Below are 21,036 nucleotides of genomic sequence, written 5' to 3'. Positions count from 1 at the left end.
TTCCTTCGATCTCAACATCTTTTGCAGGCATCAGGAAATCTTCACCGTAATTCCAGTGGCTAAATGTATAACCTTCCTTTGTCGGCTCGGATTTCAACCGGACTAATTCGTTATACTTATATACTTCCGGCTCTCCATACTGCTGTCCATCTACCTTATACGTTACTGTATAGCTGTTGATCTGATAAGAACCTTCAATCACGACGTCTTCAGCCGGCATCTTAAATCCATTCTCATAACTCCATCCCTTGAATGTGTAGCCTTCCCTGGATGGCTTTTCCCTCAGCGTTACCGCCGCACCATACTCGTAGGTCTCCGTCTCTCCATACTGCTCTCCGTCTACCTTATACGTTACGGTATAGCTGTTGATCTTATAAGAGCCTTCAATCACTACGTCTCTCGCTGGCATCTCAAATGCTTCCGTACGGCTCCAGCCACTAAATGTATAACCTTCTTTCTCCGGGCTCTGCCTTACCGTTACCAGCGTTCCGTAATTATACGTTTCCACCTCTCCAACCGGCTTTCCATCTACCTTATACGTTACTTTGTAGCTGTTGATGTCAAAGCTTCCTTCTATCTCAACATCCTTTGCTGGCATACGGAACGTCCTGCCCGCTATGGAGTTTGAAAGCAGTTTCTGAATAAAGTTCTCTTTCACATCTTCACTGCTCCAGCCGCTAAAGGTATAGCCTTCTCTTTCTGCGTCCGCTTTTACAGTGACTTCCTGATTATACTGGTAGGTTTCTGTTTCTCCGGTCTGCTCTCCATCTACAAAATACGTCACGGTATAATTGTTAATCGTAAAGCTTCCTTCAATTACTACATCTTTTGCTGGCATATTGAATCCGGTATCATAACTCCAGCCGTCAAAGGTATATCCTTCTTTTTCTGGGGCTTTTCTCAGAGTCACAGGCGCATTAAACTCATACGTTTCCGCTTCTCCTGCCTGCTCTCCGTCCACTTTGTATGTCACTTTATAGCTGTTGATTTCAAAGCTTCCTTTGATCACTACATCATGTGCTGGCATCGCAAATCCGTCTTCATGATCCCATTTGCTGAAGGTATATCCTTCCTTCTCCGGCTCTTTTTGAAGTGTTACGGAACTTCCGTATTCATACGTTTCTTCCTTACCATAAGCACTTCCATCTACCTCATACGATACCTTGTAGCTGTTAATGCTGAACGATCCATTAATGACTACATTTTCTGCAGGCATCGTAAAATCTTCTTTGCGGTTCCAGCCGCTAAAGGTATAGCCTTCCTTCTTCGGGGCTTCTTTCAGCTTCACAGCAGTTCCATACAGATATGTCTCTACTGCTTCATAAGGTGTACCGTCTACCCAATAAGTTACCGTATACTCGTTTGCAGTAAAGCTTCCTACAATCACTACATCTTCGGCCGGCATGGTAAAGTCTTCCTTAAGGTTCCACCCACTGAACTTGTGTCCTTCTTTTTCCAGGTCTTCTCTGATTGTTACAAGCTTTCCGTATTCATAGGTTTCTATTTCTCCGGATTGTTCTCCGTCTACCTTATAGGTCACTGTATAGCTGTTAACAGCAAAATGTCCTTCAATTACCACATTCTTCGCCGGCATACGGAACGTCTTTCCCGCGATAGAAGAAGACAGTAATCTTTGGATAAATGATTGCCTGACATCTTCACTGCTCCAGCCGCCGAAGGTATAGCCTTCCTTCGTTTCGTCTGCTCTTACGGTTACCTCTTCATTATACTGGTGCTTTTTCTCATCAATAACCTTTCCGTCTACCTTATAGGTTACCATATAATCGTTGATGCTGAAGTTTCCTTTGATCTCTACATCTTTTGCAGGCATCTTAAACCCACTGGTCTCGCTCCAGCCGCTAAAGGTATATCCCTCTTTCGTTGGTACATCTCTCAGTGTTACATCTTCTCCAAATTTATAGGTATCTACCTTTCCATATAACTGGTCATCAACCTTATAGGTAACTGTATAACTGTTAATCTCGAAATGTCCTTCAACCACTATATTTTCTGCAGGCATCGTAAATCCTGACTCACGGCTCCAGTGACTGAACGTATAACCCTCTTTTGCAGGTTCCTCTCTCAGTGTTACTACTGCTCCATACTCATAAGTTTCTGCTTCACCGCTTATCTCACCGTCAACTTTATACGTCACCGTATAGCTGTTGATCTTAAAGTTTCCTTCGATTACTACATCCTCTGCAGGCATCGTAAAGTTATTTTCACGATTCCAGCCACTAAATGTGTAACCTTCCGTCTTAGGTTCAGCCCTCAGCGTTACTGCGCTTCCATACTCATGAGTCTCGGTATCTCCGTACTGGACTCCATCTACCTTATACGTTACGGTATAGCTGTTAATTCCAAAGTTTCCTTCGATCTCAACATCTTTTGCAGGCATCAGGAAATCTTCACCGTAATTCCAGTGGCTAAATGTATAACCTTCCTTTGTCGGCTCGGATTTCAACCGGACTAATTCGTTATACTTATATACTTCCGGCTCTCCATACTGCTGTCCATCTACCTTATACGTTACTGTATAGCTGTTGATCTGATAAGAACCTTCAATCACGACGTCTTCAGCCGGCATCTTAAATCCATTCTCATAACTCCATCCCTTGAATGTGTAGCCTTCCCTGGATGGCTTTTCCCTCAGCGTTACCGCCGCACCATACTCGTAGGTCTCCGTCTCTCCATACTGCTCTCCGTCTACCTTATACGTTACGGTATAGCTGTTGATCTTATAAGAGCCTTCAATCACTACGTCTCTCGCTGGCATCTCAAATGCTTCCGTACGGCTCCAGCCACTAAATGTATAACCTTCTTTCTCCGGGCTCTGCCTTACCGTTACCAGCGTTCCGTAATTATACGTTTCCACCTCTCCAACCGGCTTTCCATCTACCTTATACGTTACTTTGTAGCTGTTGATGTCAAAGCTTCCTTCTATCTCAACATCCTTTGCTGGCATACGGAACGTCCTGCCCGCTATGGAGTTTGAAAGCAGTTTCTGAATAAAGTTCTCTTTCACATCTTCACTGCTCCAGCCGCTAAAGGTATAGCCTTCTCTTTCTGCGTCCGCTTTTACAGTGACTTCCTGATTATACTGGTAGGTTTCTGTTTCTCCGGTCTGCTCTCCATCTACAAAATACGTCACGGTATAATTGTTAATCGTAAAGCTTCCTTCAATTACTACATCTTTTGCTGGCATATTGAATCCGGTATCATAACTCCAGCCGTCAAAGGTATATCCTTCTTTTTCTGGGGCTTTTCTCAGAGTCACAGGCGCATTAAACTCATACGTTTCCGCTTCTCCTGCCTGCTCTCCGTCCACTTTGTATGTCACTTTATAGCTGTTGATTTCAAAGCTTCCTTTGATCACTACATCATGTGCTGGCATCGCAAATCCGTCTTCATGATCCCATTTGCTGAAGGTATATCCTTCCTTCTCCGGCTCTTTTTGAAGTGTTACGGAACTTCCGTATTCATACGTTTCTTCCTTACCATAAGCACTTCCATCTACCTCATACGATACCTTGTAGCTGTTAATGCTGAACGATCCATTAATGACTACATTTTCTGCAGGCATCGTAAAATCTTCTTTGCGGTTCCAGCCGCTAAAGGTATAGCCTTCCTTCTTCGGGGCTTCTTTCAGCTTCACAGCAGTTCCATACAGATATGTCTCTACTGCTTCATAAGGTGTACCGTCTACCCAATAAGTTACCGTATACTCGTTTGCAGTAAAGCTTCCTACAATCACTACATCTTCGGCCGGCATGGTAAAGTCTTCCTTAAGGTTCCACCCACTGAACTTGTGTCCTTCTTTTTCCAGGTCTTCTCTGATTGTTACAAGCTTTCCGTATTCATAGGTTTCTATTTCTCCGGATTGTTCTCCGTCTACCTTATAGGTCACTGTATAGCTGTTAACAGCAAAATGTCCTTCAATTACCACATTCTTCGCCGGCATACGGAACGTCTTTCCCGCGATAGAAGAAGACAGTAATCTTTGGATAAATGATTGCCTGACATCTTCACTGCTCCAGCCGCCGAAGGTATAGCCTTCCTTCGTTTCGTCTGCTCTTACGGTTACCTCTTCATTATACTGGTGCTTTTTCTCATCAATAACCTTTCCGTCTACCTTATAGGTTACCATATAATCGTTGATGCTGAAGTTTCCTTTGATCTCTACATCTTTTGCAGGCATCTTAAACCCACTGGTCTCGCTCCAGCCGCTAAAGGTATATCCCTCTTTCGTTGGTACATCTCTCAGTGTTACATCTTCTCCAAATTTATAGGTATCTACCTTTCCATATAACTGGTCATCAACCTTATAGGTAACTGTATAACTGTTAATCTCGAAATGTCCTTCAACCACTATATTTTCTGCAGGCATCGTAAATCCTGACTCACGGCTCCAGTGACTGAACGTATAACCCTCTTTTGTAGGTTCCTCTCTCAGTGTTACTACTGCTCCATACTCATAAGTTTCTGCTTCACCGCTTATCTCACCGTCAACTTTATACGTCACCGTATAGCTGTTGATCTTAAAGTTTCCTTCGATTACTACATCCTCTGCAGGCATCGTAAAGTTATTTTCACGATTCCAGCCACTAAATGTGTAACCTTCCGTCTTAGGTTCAGCCCTCAGCGTTACTGCACTTCCATACTCATGAGTCTCGGTACCTCCGTACAGAACTCCGTCCACCTTATATGTCACTTTGTAGCTGTTAATACTGAATTTTCCATTAATTACAACATCATTTGCAGGCATCGAAAATGCTTCTTTTCGACTCCAATGGCTGAACGTATACCCGTCTTTTGTCGGTTCATCTCTAATCTCAACCATTTCGCCAAAGTCATACGATTCTTCTTCCCCGTAGAGAACTCCATCTACTTCATATCTTACCGTATATTTGTTGATCTCAAAGTGTCCTTCGATTACCACGTTCTCTGCAGGCATTGTAAATCCACTGTCACGACTCCAGCCTTTAAAAGAATATCCTTCCTTTACTGGTTTTTCTCTTAAAGAAACATTTTCGCCATATTGATACGTTTCTACCACACCATATGTGGAATTGTCTACTTTATAGGTTACTGTATAACTATTAACGCCAAAGCTTCCCGTTATCTTTATATCGTGAGCAGGCATCTTAAACATTTCAGCATCATTACCATTAATTTTCCAACCGCTAAAGCTATATCCTTTGGCAGCTGCATCGGCGGCAATTGTTACATCTTCCCCGACTCTGTATGTTTTTGCCTGAGGCAAAGAACTTACACCATCTGGTACGTTTCCTGTATATTCATATTTTACACTATAACTTTTCCGGTCATAATACAATTTAACAACAAGTTTTCCGTCACCTGTAATTGTTTTATCTGCAGGCGTTGTTAAAGCGGCATTATACTCAAAACCGTCGTTTGTGTAATCTTTAGGCGTAAACGTAGCCTTCTCTCCAGTTACTCCTAAACCGGTCTCTGTGTCAGTCTCTACCAGTTCATATTCCTCAGGATTATCAACGGACTGCTGATAGTGTTCTATTGTGTAAGGAGTATCTGTATTCCTGGTATAATATAACTTCAATACAGTACTACCATCGCCTTGCACTTCCGCCTCTGTAATATTATCCTCAATTCCGGAAGCATACGTAAATCCTGGAATTGTTTTCTTGTAATCATCATCCTTTACAATAGTTCCTGTAGTAGAATATTTGGTTGCTATTTCAGTCGCTTTTTGTGGATAACTTTTATCTAACTGCTGTGTATAATGTTCTACAGTAAATGGAATACCATCTTTTGGTTTCCATATTGCATACAAGTCAACATTAGCATCTTTTATTACAAAAGAATTGTTTGTGCCGTTTGATACATATCGAGGTGATGTCGATTCTTTATCTGTATCCCAGCCTAAGAATTCATATCCTATGCGTGTAGGTATATTATTATAATTTACACGCACAGTGGTTCCCTCGCTATAATTCTGCGTAGGCGGAACATTTTCATTACCACCATTTGGCCAGTATCTTACAGAATAAGTATTTTTATCTACTACAATACCGTCGACATGCCAATCTCCCTGATCTTTAATTACGTACCATAGAACTTTCTGCGTATCTGGATTAAAACTTTTTCCTGCTTTTTGGGCCGCTGCCGCTATAGCCGTACCAGAAGGTTCTTTTAAAATATTAGCTGTAACCATTTCAGGGTTATTATTTATTTCTGTTTTATTCCTTAAGGTACCAATTAACTGTGTCTGTGTGGTTGACGGATAATAATCACTTGCTCCATATCCATTAGGTTCAAAAGGAGCTTTCCCGTCTGTTCTAATAAAGAATTTAGCCTCCTGGCCATCTGTTCCTTTCTTATTAAGCCACGTAGCATATAGTGTTATATCACTGGTAATAGTATTGGTTTTATTATCAATATTCGGCGGATACTGTACGCCTTCAATAAATGTCTGTTGAAGCATTCCTGTACCATCATGATGGCCAGACTTTTCACCATGCCAACCAACAAACTCATATCCGTTTTTATTTGCAAAAGGATTATCGGGTGTTATAATTTTCCCCTCGTCACCCACTGTAACGGTAAATGGTTCACCAGTGCCTCCATAATCCTCATTAGGATCAAAGGTCACCGTTATTGTTATTGGCTCAAACCAAAAATAGAGATCTTCATTACTATTGAAACTCTGCCAAATGTTTCCGGTTGAATATTCTAATTTATATTTTTTGTTTGACTGCTGACGAATGCGAAGCACAGATTCACCGTCATATTGGTTGCCAATAGTTGCCTTCACAAATTTATAGGACTTAAAAGCCTCACTTTCATTATCTTTTATATCTTGAGCAATATTGGAAATCATCAAACCCGAAGTTGTAAGTGTAAAACGATTCCACCAGTCTCCAACATAATTATTGTTACCAATTGATTTTCCGTCAATGCTCATAGTTCTAATTTTTGCAGCCATACTTCCGCTGGTAAAATATATTGCATATATTGAAAAATGTTCTGCCTCAAAAGCAATCATCTCGATCGAATTATTATCGGTTACGTCTACCGCGTCAGATACTGATTCGACCTTTTCAACTTCTTCAACGCTGACCTTTTCAACACTTTCAGATGTTGCATCAACATCACCGGTATCAATATGAGTAATTTCTACCTTTTCAGCTTCCGCACTCTTCTCTTCAATTGCCTTACCAGCAAATGTAACCTCTACATATCCATTTTCACTCCAGCTATTATCCAGAGCCTTTAGTTCACCTGCTTCATTCTCCACAAACAACTTAATATCATAAGCCAAAACCGTATTCGCGGAAGTATCTTCACCAGTCTCCTCTGCCGTCTTCTCCTTAACAGCCTCCTCAACCTTCTCCGTAACTTCCGTCACCTTCGCCACAGTTCCTGCCGGCAGAATTCCTTCTTCTGCATGAAGGCTCACGACTACATCACCCAGAGTCTTGCTGAAATTAAATTCCGGATGCTCCCCAATCTCCGCCATCACCACAACGATTTCCTGTTCTTCCACAATCTCCGGAACAACAAACCGTTTTACGCCTGTATCTGCATTAGAATCAGTAGCTTCGTCATCTTCTACTGCTTCAAGGGTTTCTCCATTTACAGTTACATGGTCAATGACATAGCCAACCTGTGGTTTTACGGTAAATGTTAAATCTTTTCCTTCTTCTACATTCTTAGCGCCCTTTACAGTAGCCGTACCAACTGGTGTAACCGCATAAGTAACGGCATAGCCTTCTTTAGACACATCGATATGCAGCTTATTCAAAGTAGTAACATAGGCCTTTGCATAATAGGACTCATCCAATACTACCTGGCCATAGGTCTTGCCGCTGGTGGTTCCTGTTTTCGATACTTCTTCTTTTTCATCAGCTTCAGGATCCACTACCAGAGAATCGTTCTTCTTTCCGTCTTCTCCGTTAGCAGCATGATCCTTTCCATCAACTGTTGTATCGTCTGCCTTATTATCTTCCGCAGCATTTTTGTCTGCATTATCTTTATCAGCATTATCCTTATCAGAAATATCATCAATTACAGCATCGCCCTGGCCTTCGTCCGGTTTGGAAACTTCGCCCTGGTCATCTGCCTTATCCTCAGAAGGATTCTGGTTTTCTCCGTTGTCAGGAGTCACTACAGCACCTTTATCAGCATTGCCGCTGTTGCTGCCGTCTTCTGTATCTGTATTGCTATTAACATCCTCGCTATCATGCTTATCGCTGGTTTCTGCGTTATCAGCGTTATCAGCCTTATCGGTTTTATCTGCGGCATCAACTTTATCTGCCTGATCTACACTATCTGCCTGATCTGTCTTATCAGACTGTCCTTCATCCTTAGCATTAGCATTAGCCGTATCCTTCTTCTCATCTTCCTTGCCTTCATCAGAAGATACCTTGTCGCTCTCCTTACTTCCCGCATCACCATTGACTGCAGTTGTAAGAATATGAGTATAATGACGGTTTAAAGTCGCTGCCGATACCAGAGAGTCCCCTTGATCGGAACCGCTGTCAGAAGAGCCGCTGTCAGACGCCCCGCTGTTCGAAGATCCACTATCAGATGCCCCACCGTTCGAAGCCCCGCCATCAGATGCCGCCCCACCATTGGAAGCTCCACTCTCAGAATTCCCCGCTTCGGCCTTTCCGCCGTCTTCGGTCTTGTTCGTATCGCTATTCTGCGCGCCGCCGTTCGTTCCGGTATGGTCTTCCGGCTTCTGAACCTGTTCTTCTTTTCCTGTATTTGTATTGGAATGATCGGTATTTTCCCCATCTGCGTTTGCATCCGGGTTCTGAACCGTTCCGTCATTTGTTCCGTTTCCATCACTTACATTAGCATCTGGATTCTGAACGCCATCTGCTGCATTTCCATTTTCTCCGTCTAAGCCTGCATCCGGATTCTGAACCTCACCGTTTGCCGCGCCTTCTCCGTCGATCTCTCCGTCCACATTCGCATCCGGGTTCTGTACTTCGCCGCTTGTGGTACCATTTCCATCAGCCGCATTGCTGTCCGGATTCTCTACGCTTCCATCAGCCGCATTTCCGTCAGGATTCTGAACCGTTCCGTCAACCGTTCCATTTTCCCCGCCTGCATTCTCATCCGGGTTCTGTACTTCGCCGCCAGCCGCGCCGTTCGTACCCGCGCCGCCAGCGCCTCCGTTACCGTTTCCTTCACCGCCAACCGGTGCAGTCGGTGCTTCCGCATCCAGTAAAGTGGAATTCCCCTTTACAGTTACCTTCTGAGTCGTATATCCGTCAATTCTGGAACGGAATGTCACTCTCGCATCAGAATCATTGATATACAGGAAGATGATATCCTCATCGCCTGTAATCTGATATCCTTCGGGATCGCCGTTAATACGGATAAACATACGAAGCTCTGCTCCGTCTGCATATTCCTCTTCATCCATATCGTAAGCCGGTGCAAACTCAAATACAGAACCTGTTTCAAACAGCCTCTGATATTCCTTTGCAAGGCTTCGGTCGGACGTATCCACGCCGAGGTCCTCAAAATTAAATTCATCGCCATTATCAATGGCTGCCTGCGCAGAGTCTCTCAAATCCTCTCCGCTCATCACAAATGTAGCATTCTCTTTCTCAAAAGCAGCGGCCACATCCGCCCATGACACCATGTTAAATGAGGTCATTGTAAGAACAAATGACAGGAATCCTGCCAAACCTCTTTTTAACTTTTTCTTTAATCCCTTCATAGCTTCCCCTCTCTTACCCTTCCATTAGGGCACTCTCTCTATTTTTATGCAGATATCTGTCTTCATATAAAATCCGTCCGTCACTGCTTTCCAGTGCGGAGGTCATCAGGAGCACCAGCTCCATGAAACTTCGGAAGGCCTGTTTTTCACCGGTTTCCCTCCAGCGTATAACGCCCTGCCAGGTCGAATGTTCCCGGAACAGGATCTTTATCAGAAAGGTGGCTTCTTTCCCGCCTTCCCGGTAAACGGACCACATCTTATCCGGTATAATCCTGATGTCTTCATTCTGTCCTCCGGAATCGTCGTCCTTCAGACTGCCAAGTCCGATAAAATGCCCCATGGCATCAGCCAGGGCTATGGTTCCTGTAAAATCTTCCAAATAATTGAGGAAGGCGTTCTGAACGCTTCCTGCCAGCAGACCGCCCTCAAAGGAGTCTACGGCGATCTGGCAGACATTTGAGATCTTTTGCGGCTGCCCCCGATCGCCCGGTCCGTTCAGTACCTGTTCTATCCAGTAGGTCATCTGAAGAAAGCTCTCAAATTCCTGTTTTTCCTGCCCTTCCAGCCAGGAGATCTCTCCCTGCCAGCTCGTGTTGTATCTGTACTTTACGTTGAGTTTAAATGTGGCCAGCGTTCCATCTTCCAGCTGATCGTATTCCTGTATGGGAGGTTCAGGAAGCTTCGTTCCGCCAAATCTCCGGTAATCCATCGTTCTCTTCGGATTCGCCAACTCGTCGAATATCCGGTTCATATGAAGCATCATCTCCAGGTAATTCTCAAACCGGATCCCCGGCGCCGTGCCTGCGTGATATATGATGCCGCTCATACAGCCATTCTCAAATCCATTTACCGATATCTTGAAGTAGCGGGAAGAGTTGCGGTTCATACTCATCTTTGCTATCGTCATAAATTTTTCCTTCTCTCTCTGTTCAGAGCTTTTGTTTATCTATTTTCATTACATTTTCTTCAAATAAATATAGTTTTACCCAGTGTCTGTAACCAGTATATACCATATTGGTTACAAATTGGTTACATTTCAAGTTTTTTTGAAAATAATTTAAAATTATTTGTAATGTGTAACCGTAACCTTAAAAAACACATGAAATGAGTGTCTGAACACGCAAAAAAGCGGCGGGAATACCGGGAGATTACATCTCCTCACGTATTTCCGCCGCTCATTTGAAAGCTCTTATTCAGTTTTGTTCTCATGGACAGTTACAAATCTTGGCACGCCTCTTCTATTTCAATTCCTGAAGTATCGATTTTCCAATCGTTCCTTCCGGCATTGTAACCCCGAAATTGTCTGTGATGGTAGCTCCGATTACGGCAAAGGTATCTTCTGACGGGATTCTTCCGCTTCCGCTCATGGAAGGAGAGTATGCCAGAAATGGTACCTTCTCTTTCGTATGATCCGTACCGGTATAGGTCGGGTCATTGCCGTGATCAGCCGTTAAGATCAGTAAATCATCTTCTTTTAACTTGCTCAGAACGATCTGCAGCTTCTCATCAAACCGCTCGATCTCTTTACCGTAACCGATCGGGTCGCGGCGGTGTCCCCACAGCGCGTCGAAATCCACCAGATTTACGAAGCACAGGCCGTGGAAATCCTTATCCATGACTTCGATGGTCTGCTCCATTCCATGTACGCTGCTCTGTGACTTATAAGCCTCTGTAATTCCCTCACCGTCAAAGATATCCTTAATCTTGCCAATACTTATCACATCGTATCCCGCTGCCTTTAAGGCATCCAGTGCGGTTGGTCCGTAGGGCTTTAACGCGTAGTCATGGCGGTTAGGAGTCCGTTTGAACTCGCCCTTCTTCCTGCCCACATACGGTCTGGCAATCACGCGGCCCACCTTCCACTCGTCTCTCATCGTCAGCTCCCTGGCGATCTCACAACAGCGGTACAGCTCCTCAAGTCCGAAGGTCTCCTCGTTTCCGCAGATCTGAAGCACAGAATCGGCAGAGGTGTAGACGATCATGTCTCCGGTCGCGATCTCATGCTCGCCATACTCGTCTAAAATCTCTGTTCCGCTGGCCGACTTATTACCCACAATCTTATGTCCCGTGCGCTTTTCCAGTTCCTCGATCAGTTCCTTCGGAAATCCGTGCTCGGTAAATGTCTGAAATGGCTTCGTAATATGAAGTCCCATCATCTCCCAGTGTCCGGTCATCGTGTCCTTGCCGGTGCTGGCTTCATTCAGTTCTGTGTAATAGGCCAGCGGCTTCTCTGCCGGCTCTGCATGAGTTAAGGGATGCAGGTTTGCAATTCCCATTTTTGCAAGATTCGGTATGTGGAAGCTCTCCATCCGCTCATCGATATGTCCCAGCGTATCCGTCCCCACGTCGCCATAGTCCGCCGCATTATCCATCGCTCCGATTCCCAGGGAATCCAGCACAATGGTAAAAATTCTGCGATATTTTTCCATATTGTATCATTCTCCTTCTGTCTGCAACACTATTTATATTGGTTCAATATTGGTATTATACTCCATAACAAACATTTTATAAAAGGACAAATGTCTTAATGAATTATTTTTTCTATTATTATTGGGGTAAGATAAACGATCTGTTTTTTTGGTGACAATTCTGTTTACTTTTATCCAGAATATGGTATATTTGTAATTAGAAAGATTACATTTTAGGCAGACACAAATTGTATAACAAAAAGGAGACGAGGCGCAGGCCTCCATACGTTATTTATGAAAGATATCATGGATTTACACACCCATACCACTGCAAGCGGCCATGCATACAACACACTTTATGAGATGGCACGCTCTGCCTCAGAGAAGGGTCTCACGCTTTTCGGTTCGACAGATCATGCGCCGAAGATGCCGGGAACCTGTCATGAATTTTATTTTATTAATTTTAAAGTCATACCGCGCACCCTGTTCGGCGTAAAGATACTGATGGGGTCTGAACTCAACATTCTGGATTATAGCGGCCGTATTGATTTAAGGGAAGGCATACTGGAACGTCTCGATTACACGATCGCAAGCATCCACGAGCCCTGCTACAAATGCGGTACCGTTGCAGAAAATACAAATGCCTATTTAGGGGCCATCAAAAATCCTTATGTTAAAATCATCGGCCACCCGGATGACGGACGTTTTCCTATTGACTATGACACGGTTGTAGCCGCCGCCGCGGAACACCACACGCTGCTGGAGCTCAACAGCAGCTCGCTGCACTCGACAAGCATGCGGCTCCACGCAAAAGAAAACTACCGGATTATGCTGGATTTATGTAAACACTATAAAGCGTCTGTCATTATTGACAGCGACGCCCACATCGAGGCTGATGTGGGAAATCATAAACTTGCCTGGGAGCTAATTAAAGAGACCGGCTTCCCGGAAGAGCTGATTGTAAACGGTTCTCTGGACCGTCTGCTTCCGTATATCCCCAGGCTGAAGGAGTGCTTATGATAAACTTTCTGAATCTGGAATATTTTCTGGCAGCGGCCGAGGAACTTAACATCACCCGGGCAGCCAAACGCCTCTATATATCCCAGCAGTCATTAAGCAATCATATTTCCAATCTGGAAAAGGAGTTTGACGTCCAGCTGTTCAACCGGACGACACCGCTGACACTCACCTATGCCGGAAGAGCGCTGAAGCTGCGCGCCAAACAGCTGCTGGAACTAAAGGATGAGACTTACCGCCAGCTGGCCGATATTAAGGATTTTACCACCGGTCAGATATCCATCGGGGTTTCTCACACGCGGGGACGTTTTCTCCTTCCCGCCATCCTGCCGGTCTACCGTGAAAAGTTTCCGAACATCGAACTTCACCTGGTAGAAGGCAATTCGTCGGAGTTAAGTACTTCCCTGATTCGGGGAGACATCGACTTGATTATCGACCTGCTTCCATTTAAAGCAGAGAATGTGGAGACTGTCACGATCTGTGAAGAGGAGATTCTTCTCATCGTTCCCGATCAGATCCTGGACAGCTTTTTCCCCGGCCGCCAGGAGGAAATCAAGAGTCAGCTGGAAGAAAATGTGGACGTGCGTTTGTTAAAAGATTGTCCATATCTTCTTATTAATAAAGGAAACCGCGTCCGGACCATTGCCGACGAAATTTTTGAGGATGCACAGATCACGCCCTCCATCGTTCTTGAAACGGAAAATATCGAAACCGTACTGGCTCTGGCGGGCAAAGGGATGGGAATCACCTTTTATCCCAAGATGTTCATGTCGGGAACCGGGCTCATGACCGATCTGCCAAAGAATAAAAAGGGACTCAATTTCTATTCCCTTCCCAAAGGGCGCACACACGGAATTCTGGCCTTCGGCTACCATAAAGGCCGCTATCTGTCTCAGGCTACGGAAGAATTTATCCGTATCGCCAGGGAAAACATATAAAAACTGTTTTAATAACAGAAAAACTACGTTTTTACCTGCATTTTCGACCTTCACAGCATTGACAATCATCTTTTGGTGGTGTATTATTAAATAGTAACCATTATCAGTATTATTACTATTTTAATGCAAAGGAGCTGCTATGAAGACATTGAAGTATAGCCGTCAGCGGGAATCCATCAAGTCTTGTTTGATGGCCAGGCATGACCATCCGACTGCCGACGCCCTATACACATCAATCCGCGAAGAATATCCAAACATCAGCCTTGGGACTGTCTACCGCAATTTAAACCTGCTGGTGGAGTTGGGGGAAATTCAGAAGCTGACATGTGGAGATGGGGCAGATCATTTTGATGCAGACACTTCACCGCACTATCATTTCGTTTGCAGGGACTGCGGCCAGGTCTACGACCTGCCTTTAAAAACCCTGGATAACATCAACCAACTGGCTCAGGAATATGCGGACGGCCATGTTGACAGCCATACAATCTTTTTCTATGGTACCTGCAAAAATTGTTTAGAAAAAAATTTGCAATAAGTATTGACAGAAGCAGAAAGATGTGCTAAATTAATATCAGTAATCATTACTGTTATTGATTACAACAAAACAAGTTCAATAAAAACAAATATATAAAAATGAAAAGGAGACATGAATTATGAAGAAATGGGTTTGTACAGTATGCGGTTATGTTCACGAAGGAGAGACTGCTCCGGAATTTTGTCCAGTATGTAAAGTACCGGCTGAGAAGTTCAAATTACAGGAAGAGGATATGTCATGGGCAGCTGAGCATGAATTAGGAGTAGCTCAGGGCGTTCGTGAAGATATCATCAAAGATTTAAGAGCAAACTTCGAGGGTGAATGTTCTGAGGTTGGTATGTACTTAGCTATGTCCAGAGTTGCTTTCAGAGAAGGCTATCCGGAAGTTGGTATGTACTACAAGCAGGCAGCTTACGAAGAGGCTGATCATGCTTCCAGATTCGCTGAATTACTTGGCGAGTGTGTAACTGCAAGCACAAAGAAGAATCTTGAATTAAGAGTTGCTGCTGAGAACGGCGCTACTGCAGGTAAAGTTGACTTAGCAAAACGTGCTAAAGAGTTAAACCTTGATGCAATTCATGATACCGTACATGAGATGGCAAGAGACGAAGCTCGCCATGGCAAAGCATTCAAGGGTCTGCTTGACAGATACTTTGGCTAATTCATAAATATTCACTTCACCATCTTCAGGGAACGGCATAGCTTGATTATACCGTTCCCTGGTTTTCCGCCGGGAGATCCGGATCGGGAACGAATTCACTCATTGAACAGTCGGGTTCATTGACACTAAAGAAAAAAATAATCAGGAGGGTTTATCACATGTCTAAATATGCAGGAACAAAAACAGAAAAGAACTTAATGGACGCTTTCGCAGGCGAGTCTCAGGCAAGAAATAAATATACATATTATGCTTCTGTAGCGAAAAAAGCCGGTTACGAGCAGATGGCTGCTTTATACTTGGAGACAGCAGATCAGGAAAAAGAGCACGCTAAAATGTGGTTCAAAGAATTCCATGGCATCGGCAACGCTTTAGAAAACCTTGCAGACGCAGCGGAAGGTGAAAACTACGAGTGGACCGATATGTACAAGAGAATGGCTGAGGAAGCCAGAGAAGAAGGCTTTGAAGAGTTAGCCATCAAATTTGAGTTTGTTGGAAAAGTGGAAGCCGCTCATGAGAAACGTTACTTAAAGCTTCTTGACAGCTTAAAGAACGATAAGACCTTCAAGGGCGACGCTCCTCTTGGCTGGAAGTGCCGTAACTGCGGATACGTACATGAAGGACCGGAAGCTCCTGAAGTATGCCCGACATGTGCACATCCGAAGGCTTATTTTGAAAGAAAAGTTGAGAATTATTAATTCTTAATCCATAAAAGCGACTGCGGAATACGCTGTGCAGGCGGCGGAATAACCAGTATTTTTGAAAAATAACTCCCAATGGAAATGGATCGTAATAGACAGATCCGTTTCCGCTGGGAGTTATTTTTTTTTGCCTGCGATAAGGCCCGTTCTGCCTGATTCTGCATTCTATTTCTGATCTGAACCGCATAATCTGTCAGGAGGTGATCCATATGCAATCCTGTGAATTAGTAATCTCCATATCGAGCCTGGCCTGCTGCATTGCCGAAGGAAAAAGTGCCGATGAAATAGCACTTCTCGCGTCTATCCTCTCACAGCTGGGCGATACGCTTGCCACGATTTCCGCGCATCAGGCTTTATGCTGTCCTCCGGAGGATACAAAAAAGTAAAAGTTTCCTCCGGAATGCAGGGCTCATAATTTTTTACAGCTCTTCGCCGGAAATATCATAGCGATAACGGCCATGCCATGCTACAATAGCAGTATATCAAATAAATTCTAACTTCACCATTTAACGTATATTCTAAAGAGAAAGACTGAGGAGCTGCCACATGCAAGAGCAGGATAACAAAAGAAAATGCTTAGTCCCAATTTTACTCCCGCTGTTTCTGCTCATTCTACTGCTGCTTTATTACACAGCAGGTAATCATAAAGAACCCGTTCGTCCTGTTGTTCTCGACAGCAATCCGATCGGGATGATCTGGCCGGACAGCGACAATGGGAATCGAAACACTGCCCAGACATCTTTTTCCATTAAGAACCCTTCTTCTAAGTCCCAAAGCGTCACGTTTCAGATCACTTATAACCTTCTCCTATCAGAAAAACATTTCACATTTGATATAGAGCACCTGTATGTGAAAGATGAGGACGGAACATTTCGCGAACTTCCGGATACGGTAATGGAGATACCGGGCAATACCACCCTGTCTGTAAGAATCACGGCGTTGGACCACGAAAGCTCGATGGAGCTGACTACGAGAGGTGCTCCTGAGGTCAGAATCATTTCCCCGAATACAGAGAGTTCCGGGGAATTACCAGAGGATTATACCACCAATACGAGAAGCACTGTTTTTCAAGACAGAGACGAGAAGCTGGCCTTCCTCTCCAGATATCTGGAAATGCCCTCTGAGATGATCGATGCAGCCTATCACATTGTTTATCAGGATAATTCCAAAGGAAGAGTCCCGGGTCCTTCCGATTACGATATCAGGGCTGTCTTCACAGTGGAGGCGGACGATCTCTCCCTCTGGACAAAGGATATGAAGAAAATTCTGCCGGAGCAAGTCGATCCGGGCTGGTGGGAGGACTTAAAAACCTCCGGTTTTACATGGGACATCCCGTCAGATGCCGAGTATTACAAACGGCCTGGCTCTGAAAGCTATATCGTCATCTGTCCTGACCTTCATCTGATTCTGAAAATGGTTTCGTCGCTGTCTCTTCCCCTTTCGCTTGAAGATTCCGCATCCCGGGAGGAATTCCCAGAAGAGCTCCCCGGTTACGATCAGTTCAAGACTCTGGCTGCGGATGCGCTGGGATACGATCATTCTGCCGTGCCTTACATAAGAACTGCGATGACCGAAAAGGTGTACGCAGCAGACGGAACGGAGCTTACACTTATATGCTACCGGGCCATGTTTTGCAATAGCCCATTATATGGGATTCCGGTCCTTGTCATCAGTGGAGATGGCGGCACCTCCTGTACGGTTCTCTGTGACGGCTCCTATGGAGATGAATGGTATCTGGCGGATATTGACGGTGACAGTCAGGACGAGCTTCTGATGCATCATTTAATCAGTATTACCGGAGGGGCAGGCGCCTATGAGAGCGATATCTATCGGATATCTGACGGCAGTCCGGCCAAAATATTCGGCAGCCCGGAGTGGGATGGCGATAATTATTTTGATACGTATTTTACCCTTCATCTGTCGGAAGGATATACCCATACGGTACAAAACGGTTCTACAGGATTTTACACCACTTTCACACGCAAAGGCCCGGAAGGAAATTCCTACTTTGACGCGGATGGAAATCTCACCGACGAGGGCAGGGAGAACAATGAAACGGACTGGCTGAGTGCAGATCCATATTTCTATCTCTTCACACCTGTGGACGCGGACGGCGACGGCGTCTTTGAAATTATGACTGCCCAGTATACGTATCTCTATGGGCGCTCTGATGGGCTGGGAGCCGCGTATACCCTTCTCAAATGGGACAGCGGCATGGAACGAATGTATATCACGAAAGCCGGCTTCTGGCCCTATGAGGATCACGAAGAGGACGATCAGGAATATTTCGAACGATGGGAAAAATATGAAAACACCTGGTATAAAAAGGACGAGCCAGCTCCGGGCGATTTACTCGATTCCGGTGCGCTCATCAAAGCAGCCAGCGACCAGATCCGCGCGATAGATTTTCACGTCAGGCAGTTCCCGATTAACGACTCTCTGTACGACGCGGAGACAGATAAAATCTACAGGGAGGCTTTTTATAAGGCTGTGACCAACCAGAAACCGGTGCTTTGCAGGGCGTACCGGTCTCTGGATTACGAGGAAGATACGTATCAGAATGTCCTTCGAAGTGAATATCTAAGTGATCAGGAGTTTCTGAGACAGGAACTGAAACAGGACTCCAGCTACTATTTTACGGACTATGACGGCGATGGTCTGCCGGAACTGATCGTTCGAAATATGGGACTCTACGGGTTAAAATACGATCCGAAACAGGACCAGGTCTATCTGTTTCTGTCGGTCTACAGCAGTTACGGCTACTTCATGGGGGCCGGACAAATATTCTGGCACAATCCCTGTCTTGCCAACAAGGATATCTATAGCTACGAGTCAGAGGACAGGAATGGCAACCGGGTTTTTGCGGGTTTTGAGACAGTCGCCCACTGGGATGGCGATGTCTGGAGTGAGTCCTACTATATATCGACAATGGACTATACCGACGTGAAGGTGAGTCAAAAGCTGTGGGAGGAACTATTCAGCCTGCTGCAGAAAGCCCGCAGCGAAACGCCCGAGCCTGAGACTTATGAGGAATTTTTCAAAGATTTTTATAAGGATTAACATAGAGGGAAACGATAGTTTAAGCAATAAAGCCGTTCTCGATAACGCAAAACTTAACGTCCTGACCATTGCCATGGTGCTCACTTATAAAGCCATTGATAAAATACCCGATTTTTTATGAACTGAGTTTACTAAGGCGCTGACTGAGACTCAATTGGCAGCGAAAAGAGAACCGCAGACATGCGTCTTGCCTGCGGTTCCCTCCTGCAATTTCTTTATACGATTCTTACCACTCTCTTCTATTCTTATTTCTTTTTCTTTCTCGCCTTCCCCTTCCTCGGGGCTTTCTCTTTTTCCGGCTCGATCTCGCGTTCAATATCGTAGTCTTCTTCCTGGTCTTCGACTCCCGCCTCCAGTTCCTTAATCTGCTCTAAAAGCTCATGCTGCAGGAGTTCCTCGTCTGACATTTCTTTTTTTTTGCGACTTTCCGTATTTTTCCGGCCTTTCCCATTTCCAGTCTTTTTTTCGTCACTGCCACCACTCGGCTGGTCAGTCATTTTATGTAGATCTGCTTTGGAATTATCCTCTTCCCCATACTCCTTTTTTCTTTTTGACGATTTTTTTGAGCTGCATTCTATGCCATCTTTACTAGATCTGCCTTCATCATCATCGCCCTCCCCATTACAGTTCCTGTCTTCCTCCTCCATTTCTCCGCTTTCATTTACGTCACATTCTTCCCAACTCCCATCGTCTTCCTCATGTTCCTCATTCTCCGATGCGGTCAGGTTCTCCTCGTGAATCTCTTCCTCCCTCTCCTTTGCCACTTCCTTCATTTTCTCCGTGGTAATGCTGCCGGAGAGGAACAGGGACATCTTGGCGCAGACCGGCCCTACCATCTCGTAGAGGACGGAAGAAGAGAGAATAATGGTCAGAAGCAGTTTCCCCATCTCCTCGGGGAGCAGTCTCTGTCCCAGAAACGCCAGACCGATGGCGACACCAGCCTGCGGGATCAGAGCCAGGCCCATATAATTTCGAATTTCCCTGCTGGTTCCCGTAATCAGGCAGCTGATATACGTTCCCAGATACTTTCCAATAATTCTCACGATAAAGTATGCCAGACCCACCGTGCCCACGGTGGTCAGCGCAGACAGATCCAGATTCATACCCGACATAATAAAGAATATGGACATGACCGGAGGCGTAAAGTTATTAATCTGCCGGTACAGCTTTTTATCGCTGGTAAGATTGATATACGACGCGCCGAAGATCATGCAGGACAGCAGCGGCGAAATATCGAGAGACGCACAGATACCAGAGATCCCCAGAAGCATGGCAATAGCCAGAATCAGCCTGTTGTCCTTGCTTCTGGCCGGTATCAGAAGCCGGCTTAAGAAGTAACCGCAGAAAAATCCCAGTCCCAGAGCCAGAATATTATAGACCACCGGCATCAGGACCGTGGACATGGTCAGTTCTTCATTTCCCGTACGTCCGGCGATGCCTGCCACAATACTGAACGCCAGAAGGCAGACCACATCATCCAGCGCCACGATTTGCAGCAGAGTATTGACAAATTCTCCCTTTGCCTTATACTGGTTGATCGTCATCATCGTGCTGGCTGGTGCCGTCGCCGTCGCGATTGCGCCCAGAATCAACGCAAAATTCCACTCCATCTTAAAGACGCCCACACAGAACAGCGTTACCAGCACGCCGGCCAGCAGGGCCTCGAAGAGCGTGATGATAATAATCCGGCTTCCCGTCTTTAACAGCACTTCCTTCTTAAAAAACTTTCCGACTCCGAACGCAATAAACGCCAGCGCCAGATCGCTGACAAACCCCATATGACCGATAATCTCTACCGGGATTAGATTTAACCCGCATGGCCCGATTAAGATTCCCGCCATAATATAACCGCTGACCTTTGGCAAATTCAGCGTATTGGTCAGCCGCGTCATAATAAAACCGGCAAACAGGATCACTGACAGAATCAGCAATACCCTGGTGCCTTCACTTACCCCTGCTAAATATCCCTGCATTTTTTTGCCCCCTGTTCCCATTTATAGTAAC

General features: G+C 45.1%; 11 protein-coding genes. 7 read left to right on the top strand and 4 right to left on the bottom strand.

Translation table 11 applies throughout. The annotated features are described in order from the left end of the window. From DFR60_RS10350 to DFR60_RS10340, 3 genes are all read right to left on the bottom strand, one after another. Nucleotides 1-9,715: InlB B-repeat-containing protein (locus DFR60_RS10350; RefSeq protein WP_110322823.1), on the bottom strand; the 9,715-nt coding region annotated here is incomplete at its 3' end. Nucleotides 9,716-9,728: 13 nt separating this feature from the next. Continuing rightward, nucleotides 9,729-10,622, bottom strand: coding sequence for a hypothetical protein (locus tag DFR60_RS10345; RefSeq protein ID WP_110322822.1), 894 nt, complete (start codon nucleotides 10,620-10,622; stop codon nucleotides 9,729-9,731). Between the two features lie 331 nt (nucleotides 10,623-10,953). Continuing rightward, the gene (locus DFR60_RS10340; protein ID WP_110322821.1) at nucleotides 10,954-12,144 is read right to left on the bottom strand and encodes a phosphopentomutase; all 1,191 of its coding nucleotides are present in this window, start codon (nucleotides 12,142-12,144) and stop codon (nucleotides 10,954-10,956) included. 273 nt (nucleotides 12,145-12,417) lie between these two features. On the opposite strand from DFR60_RS10340, the gene DFR60_RS10335 reads away from it, so the two are divergent. From DFR60_RS10335 to DFR60_RS10305, 7 genes are all read left to right on the top strand, one after another. Then, nucleotides 12,418-13,143, top strand: a complete 726-nt coding sequence (locus tag DFR60_RS10335) for a phosphatase (RefSeq protein WP_110322820.1) — start codon at nucleotides 12,418-12,420, stop codon at nucleotides 13,141-13,143. Continuing rightward, nucleotides 13,140-14,078: a LysR family transcriptional regulator gene (locus DFR60_RS10330; protein WP_110322819.1), complete on the top strand. Its 939-nt coding sequence runs from the start codon at nucleotides 13,140-13,142 to the stop codon at nucleotides 14,076-14,078. Before DFR60_RS10335 ends, DFR60_RS10330 begins: the two co-directional genes overlap by 4 nt. A 139-nt stretch (nucleotides 14,079-14,217) precedes the next feature. Beyond that, a complete protein-coding gene (locus tag DFR60_RS10325; protein WP_002605221.1) occupies nucleotides 14,218-14,613 on the top strand; it encodes a Fur family transcriptional regulator in 396 nt (131 codons plus the stop codon). Nucleotides 14,614-14,731: 118 nt separating this feature from the next. Continuing rightward, nucleotides 14,732-15,274, top strand: a complete 543-nt coding sequence (locus DFR60_RS10320) for an NADH peroxidase (RefSeq protein ID WP_002605222.1) — start codon at nucleotides 14,732-14,734, stop codon at nucleotides 15,272-15,274. Between the two features lie 158 nt (nucleotides 15,275-15,432). Next, nucleotides 15,433-15,969: a rubrerythrin gene (gene rbr / locus DFR60_RS10315; protein WP_110322818.1), complete on the top strand. Its 537-nt coding sequence runs from the start codon at nucleotides 15,433-15,435 to the stop codon at nucleotides 15,967-15,969. A 212-nt stretch (nucleotides 15,970-16,181) separates the two neighbouring features. Next, a complete protein-coding gene (locus DFR60_RS30360) occupies nucleotides 16,182-16,358 on the top strand; it encodes a DUF6774 domain-containing protein (protein ID WP_002605224.1) in 177 nt (58 codons plus the stop codon). Between the two features lie 160 nt (nucleotides 16,359-16,518). After that, entirely contained in the window at nucleotides 16,519-19,032 is a 2,514-nt protein-coding gene (locus DFR60_RS10305; RefSeq protein WP_243005034.1) for a PSP family protein, read from the top strand. A 245-nt stretch (nucleotides 19,033-19,277) separates the two neighbouring features. On the opposite strand, the gene DFR60_RS10300 is transcribed toward DFR60_RS10305, so the two are convergent. Beyond that, nucleotides 19,278-21,005: a cation:proton antiporter gene (locus DFR60_RS10300; RefSeq protein WP_110322816.1), complete on the bottom strand. Its 1,728-nt coding sequence runs from the start codon at nucleotides 21,003-21,005 to the stop codon at nucleotides 19,278-19,280. Nucleotides 21,006-21,036 lie beyond the last annotated feature (31 nt).

The organism is Hungatella effluvii (assembly GCF_003201875.1).
GTDB lineage: Bacteria > Bacillota > Clostridia > Lachnospirales > Lachnospiraceae > Hungatella > Hungatella effluvii.
The sequence above is the reverse complement of the archived record's forward strand: the minus strand, read 5'-3'. Positions and strand labels throughout refer to the sequence as shown.

Bases quoted from the DNA above. Each gene is read 5' to 3' on its own strand.
- DFR60_RS10320 (WP_002605222.1), top strand. From the start codon at position 14,732: ATGAAGAAATGGGTTTGTACAGTATGCGGTTATGTTCACGAAGGAGAG.
- DFR60_RS10300 (WP_110322816.1), bottom strand. From the start codon at position 21,005: ATGCAGGGATATTTAGCAGGGGTAAGTGAAGGCACCAGGGTATTGCTG.
- rbr (WP_110322818.1), top strand. From the start codon at position 15,433: ATGTCTAAATATGCAGGAACAAAAACAGAAAAGAACTTAATGGACGCT.
- DFR60_RS10345 (WP_110322822.1), bottom strand. From the start codon at position 10,622: ATGACGATAGCAAAGATGAGTATGAACCGCAACTCTTCCCGCTACTTC.
- DFR60_RS10335 (WP_110322820.1), top strand. From the start codon at position 12,418: ATGAAAGATATCATGGATTTACACACCCATACCACTGCAAGCGGCCAT.
- DFR60_RS10325 (WP_002605221.1), top strand. From the start codon at position 14,218: ATGAAGACATTGAAGTATAGCCGTCAGCGGGAATCCATCAAGTCTTGT.
- DFR60_RS10305 (WP_243005034.1), top strand. From the start codon at position 16,519: ATGCAAGAGCAGGATAACAAAAGAAAATGCTTAGTCCCAATTTTACTC.
- DFR60_RS30360 (WP_002605224.1), top strand. From the start codon at position 16,182: ATGCAATCCTGTGAATTAGTAATCTCCATATCGAGCCTGGCCTGCTGC.
- DFR60_RS10330 (WP_110322819.1), top strand. From the start codon at position 13,140: ATGATAAACTTTCTGAATCTGGAATATTTTCTGGCAGCGGCCGAGGAA.
- DFR60_RS10340 (WP_110322821.1), bottom strand. From the start codon at position 12,144: ATGGAAAAATATCGCAGAATTTTTACCATTGTGCTGGATTCCCTGGGA.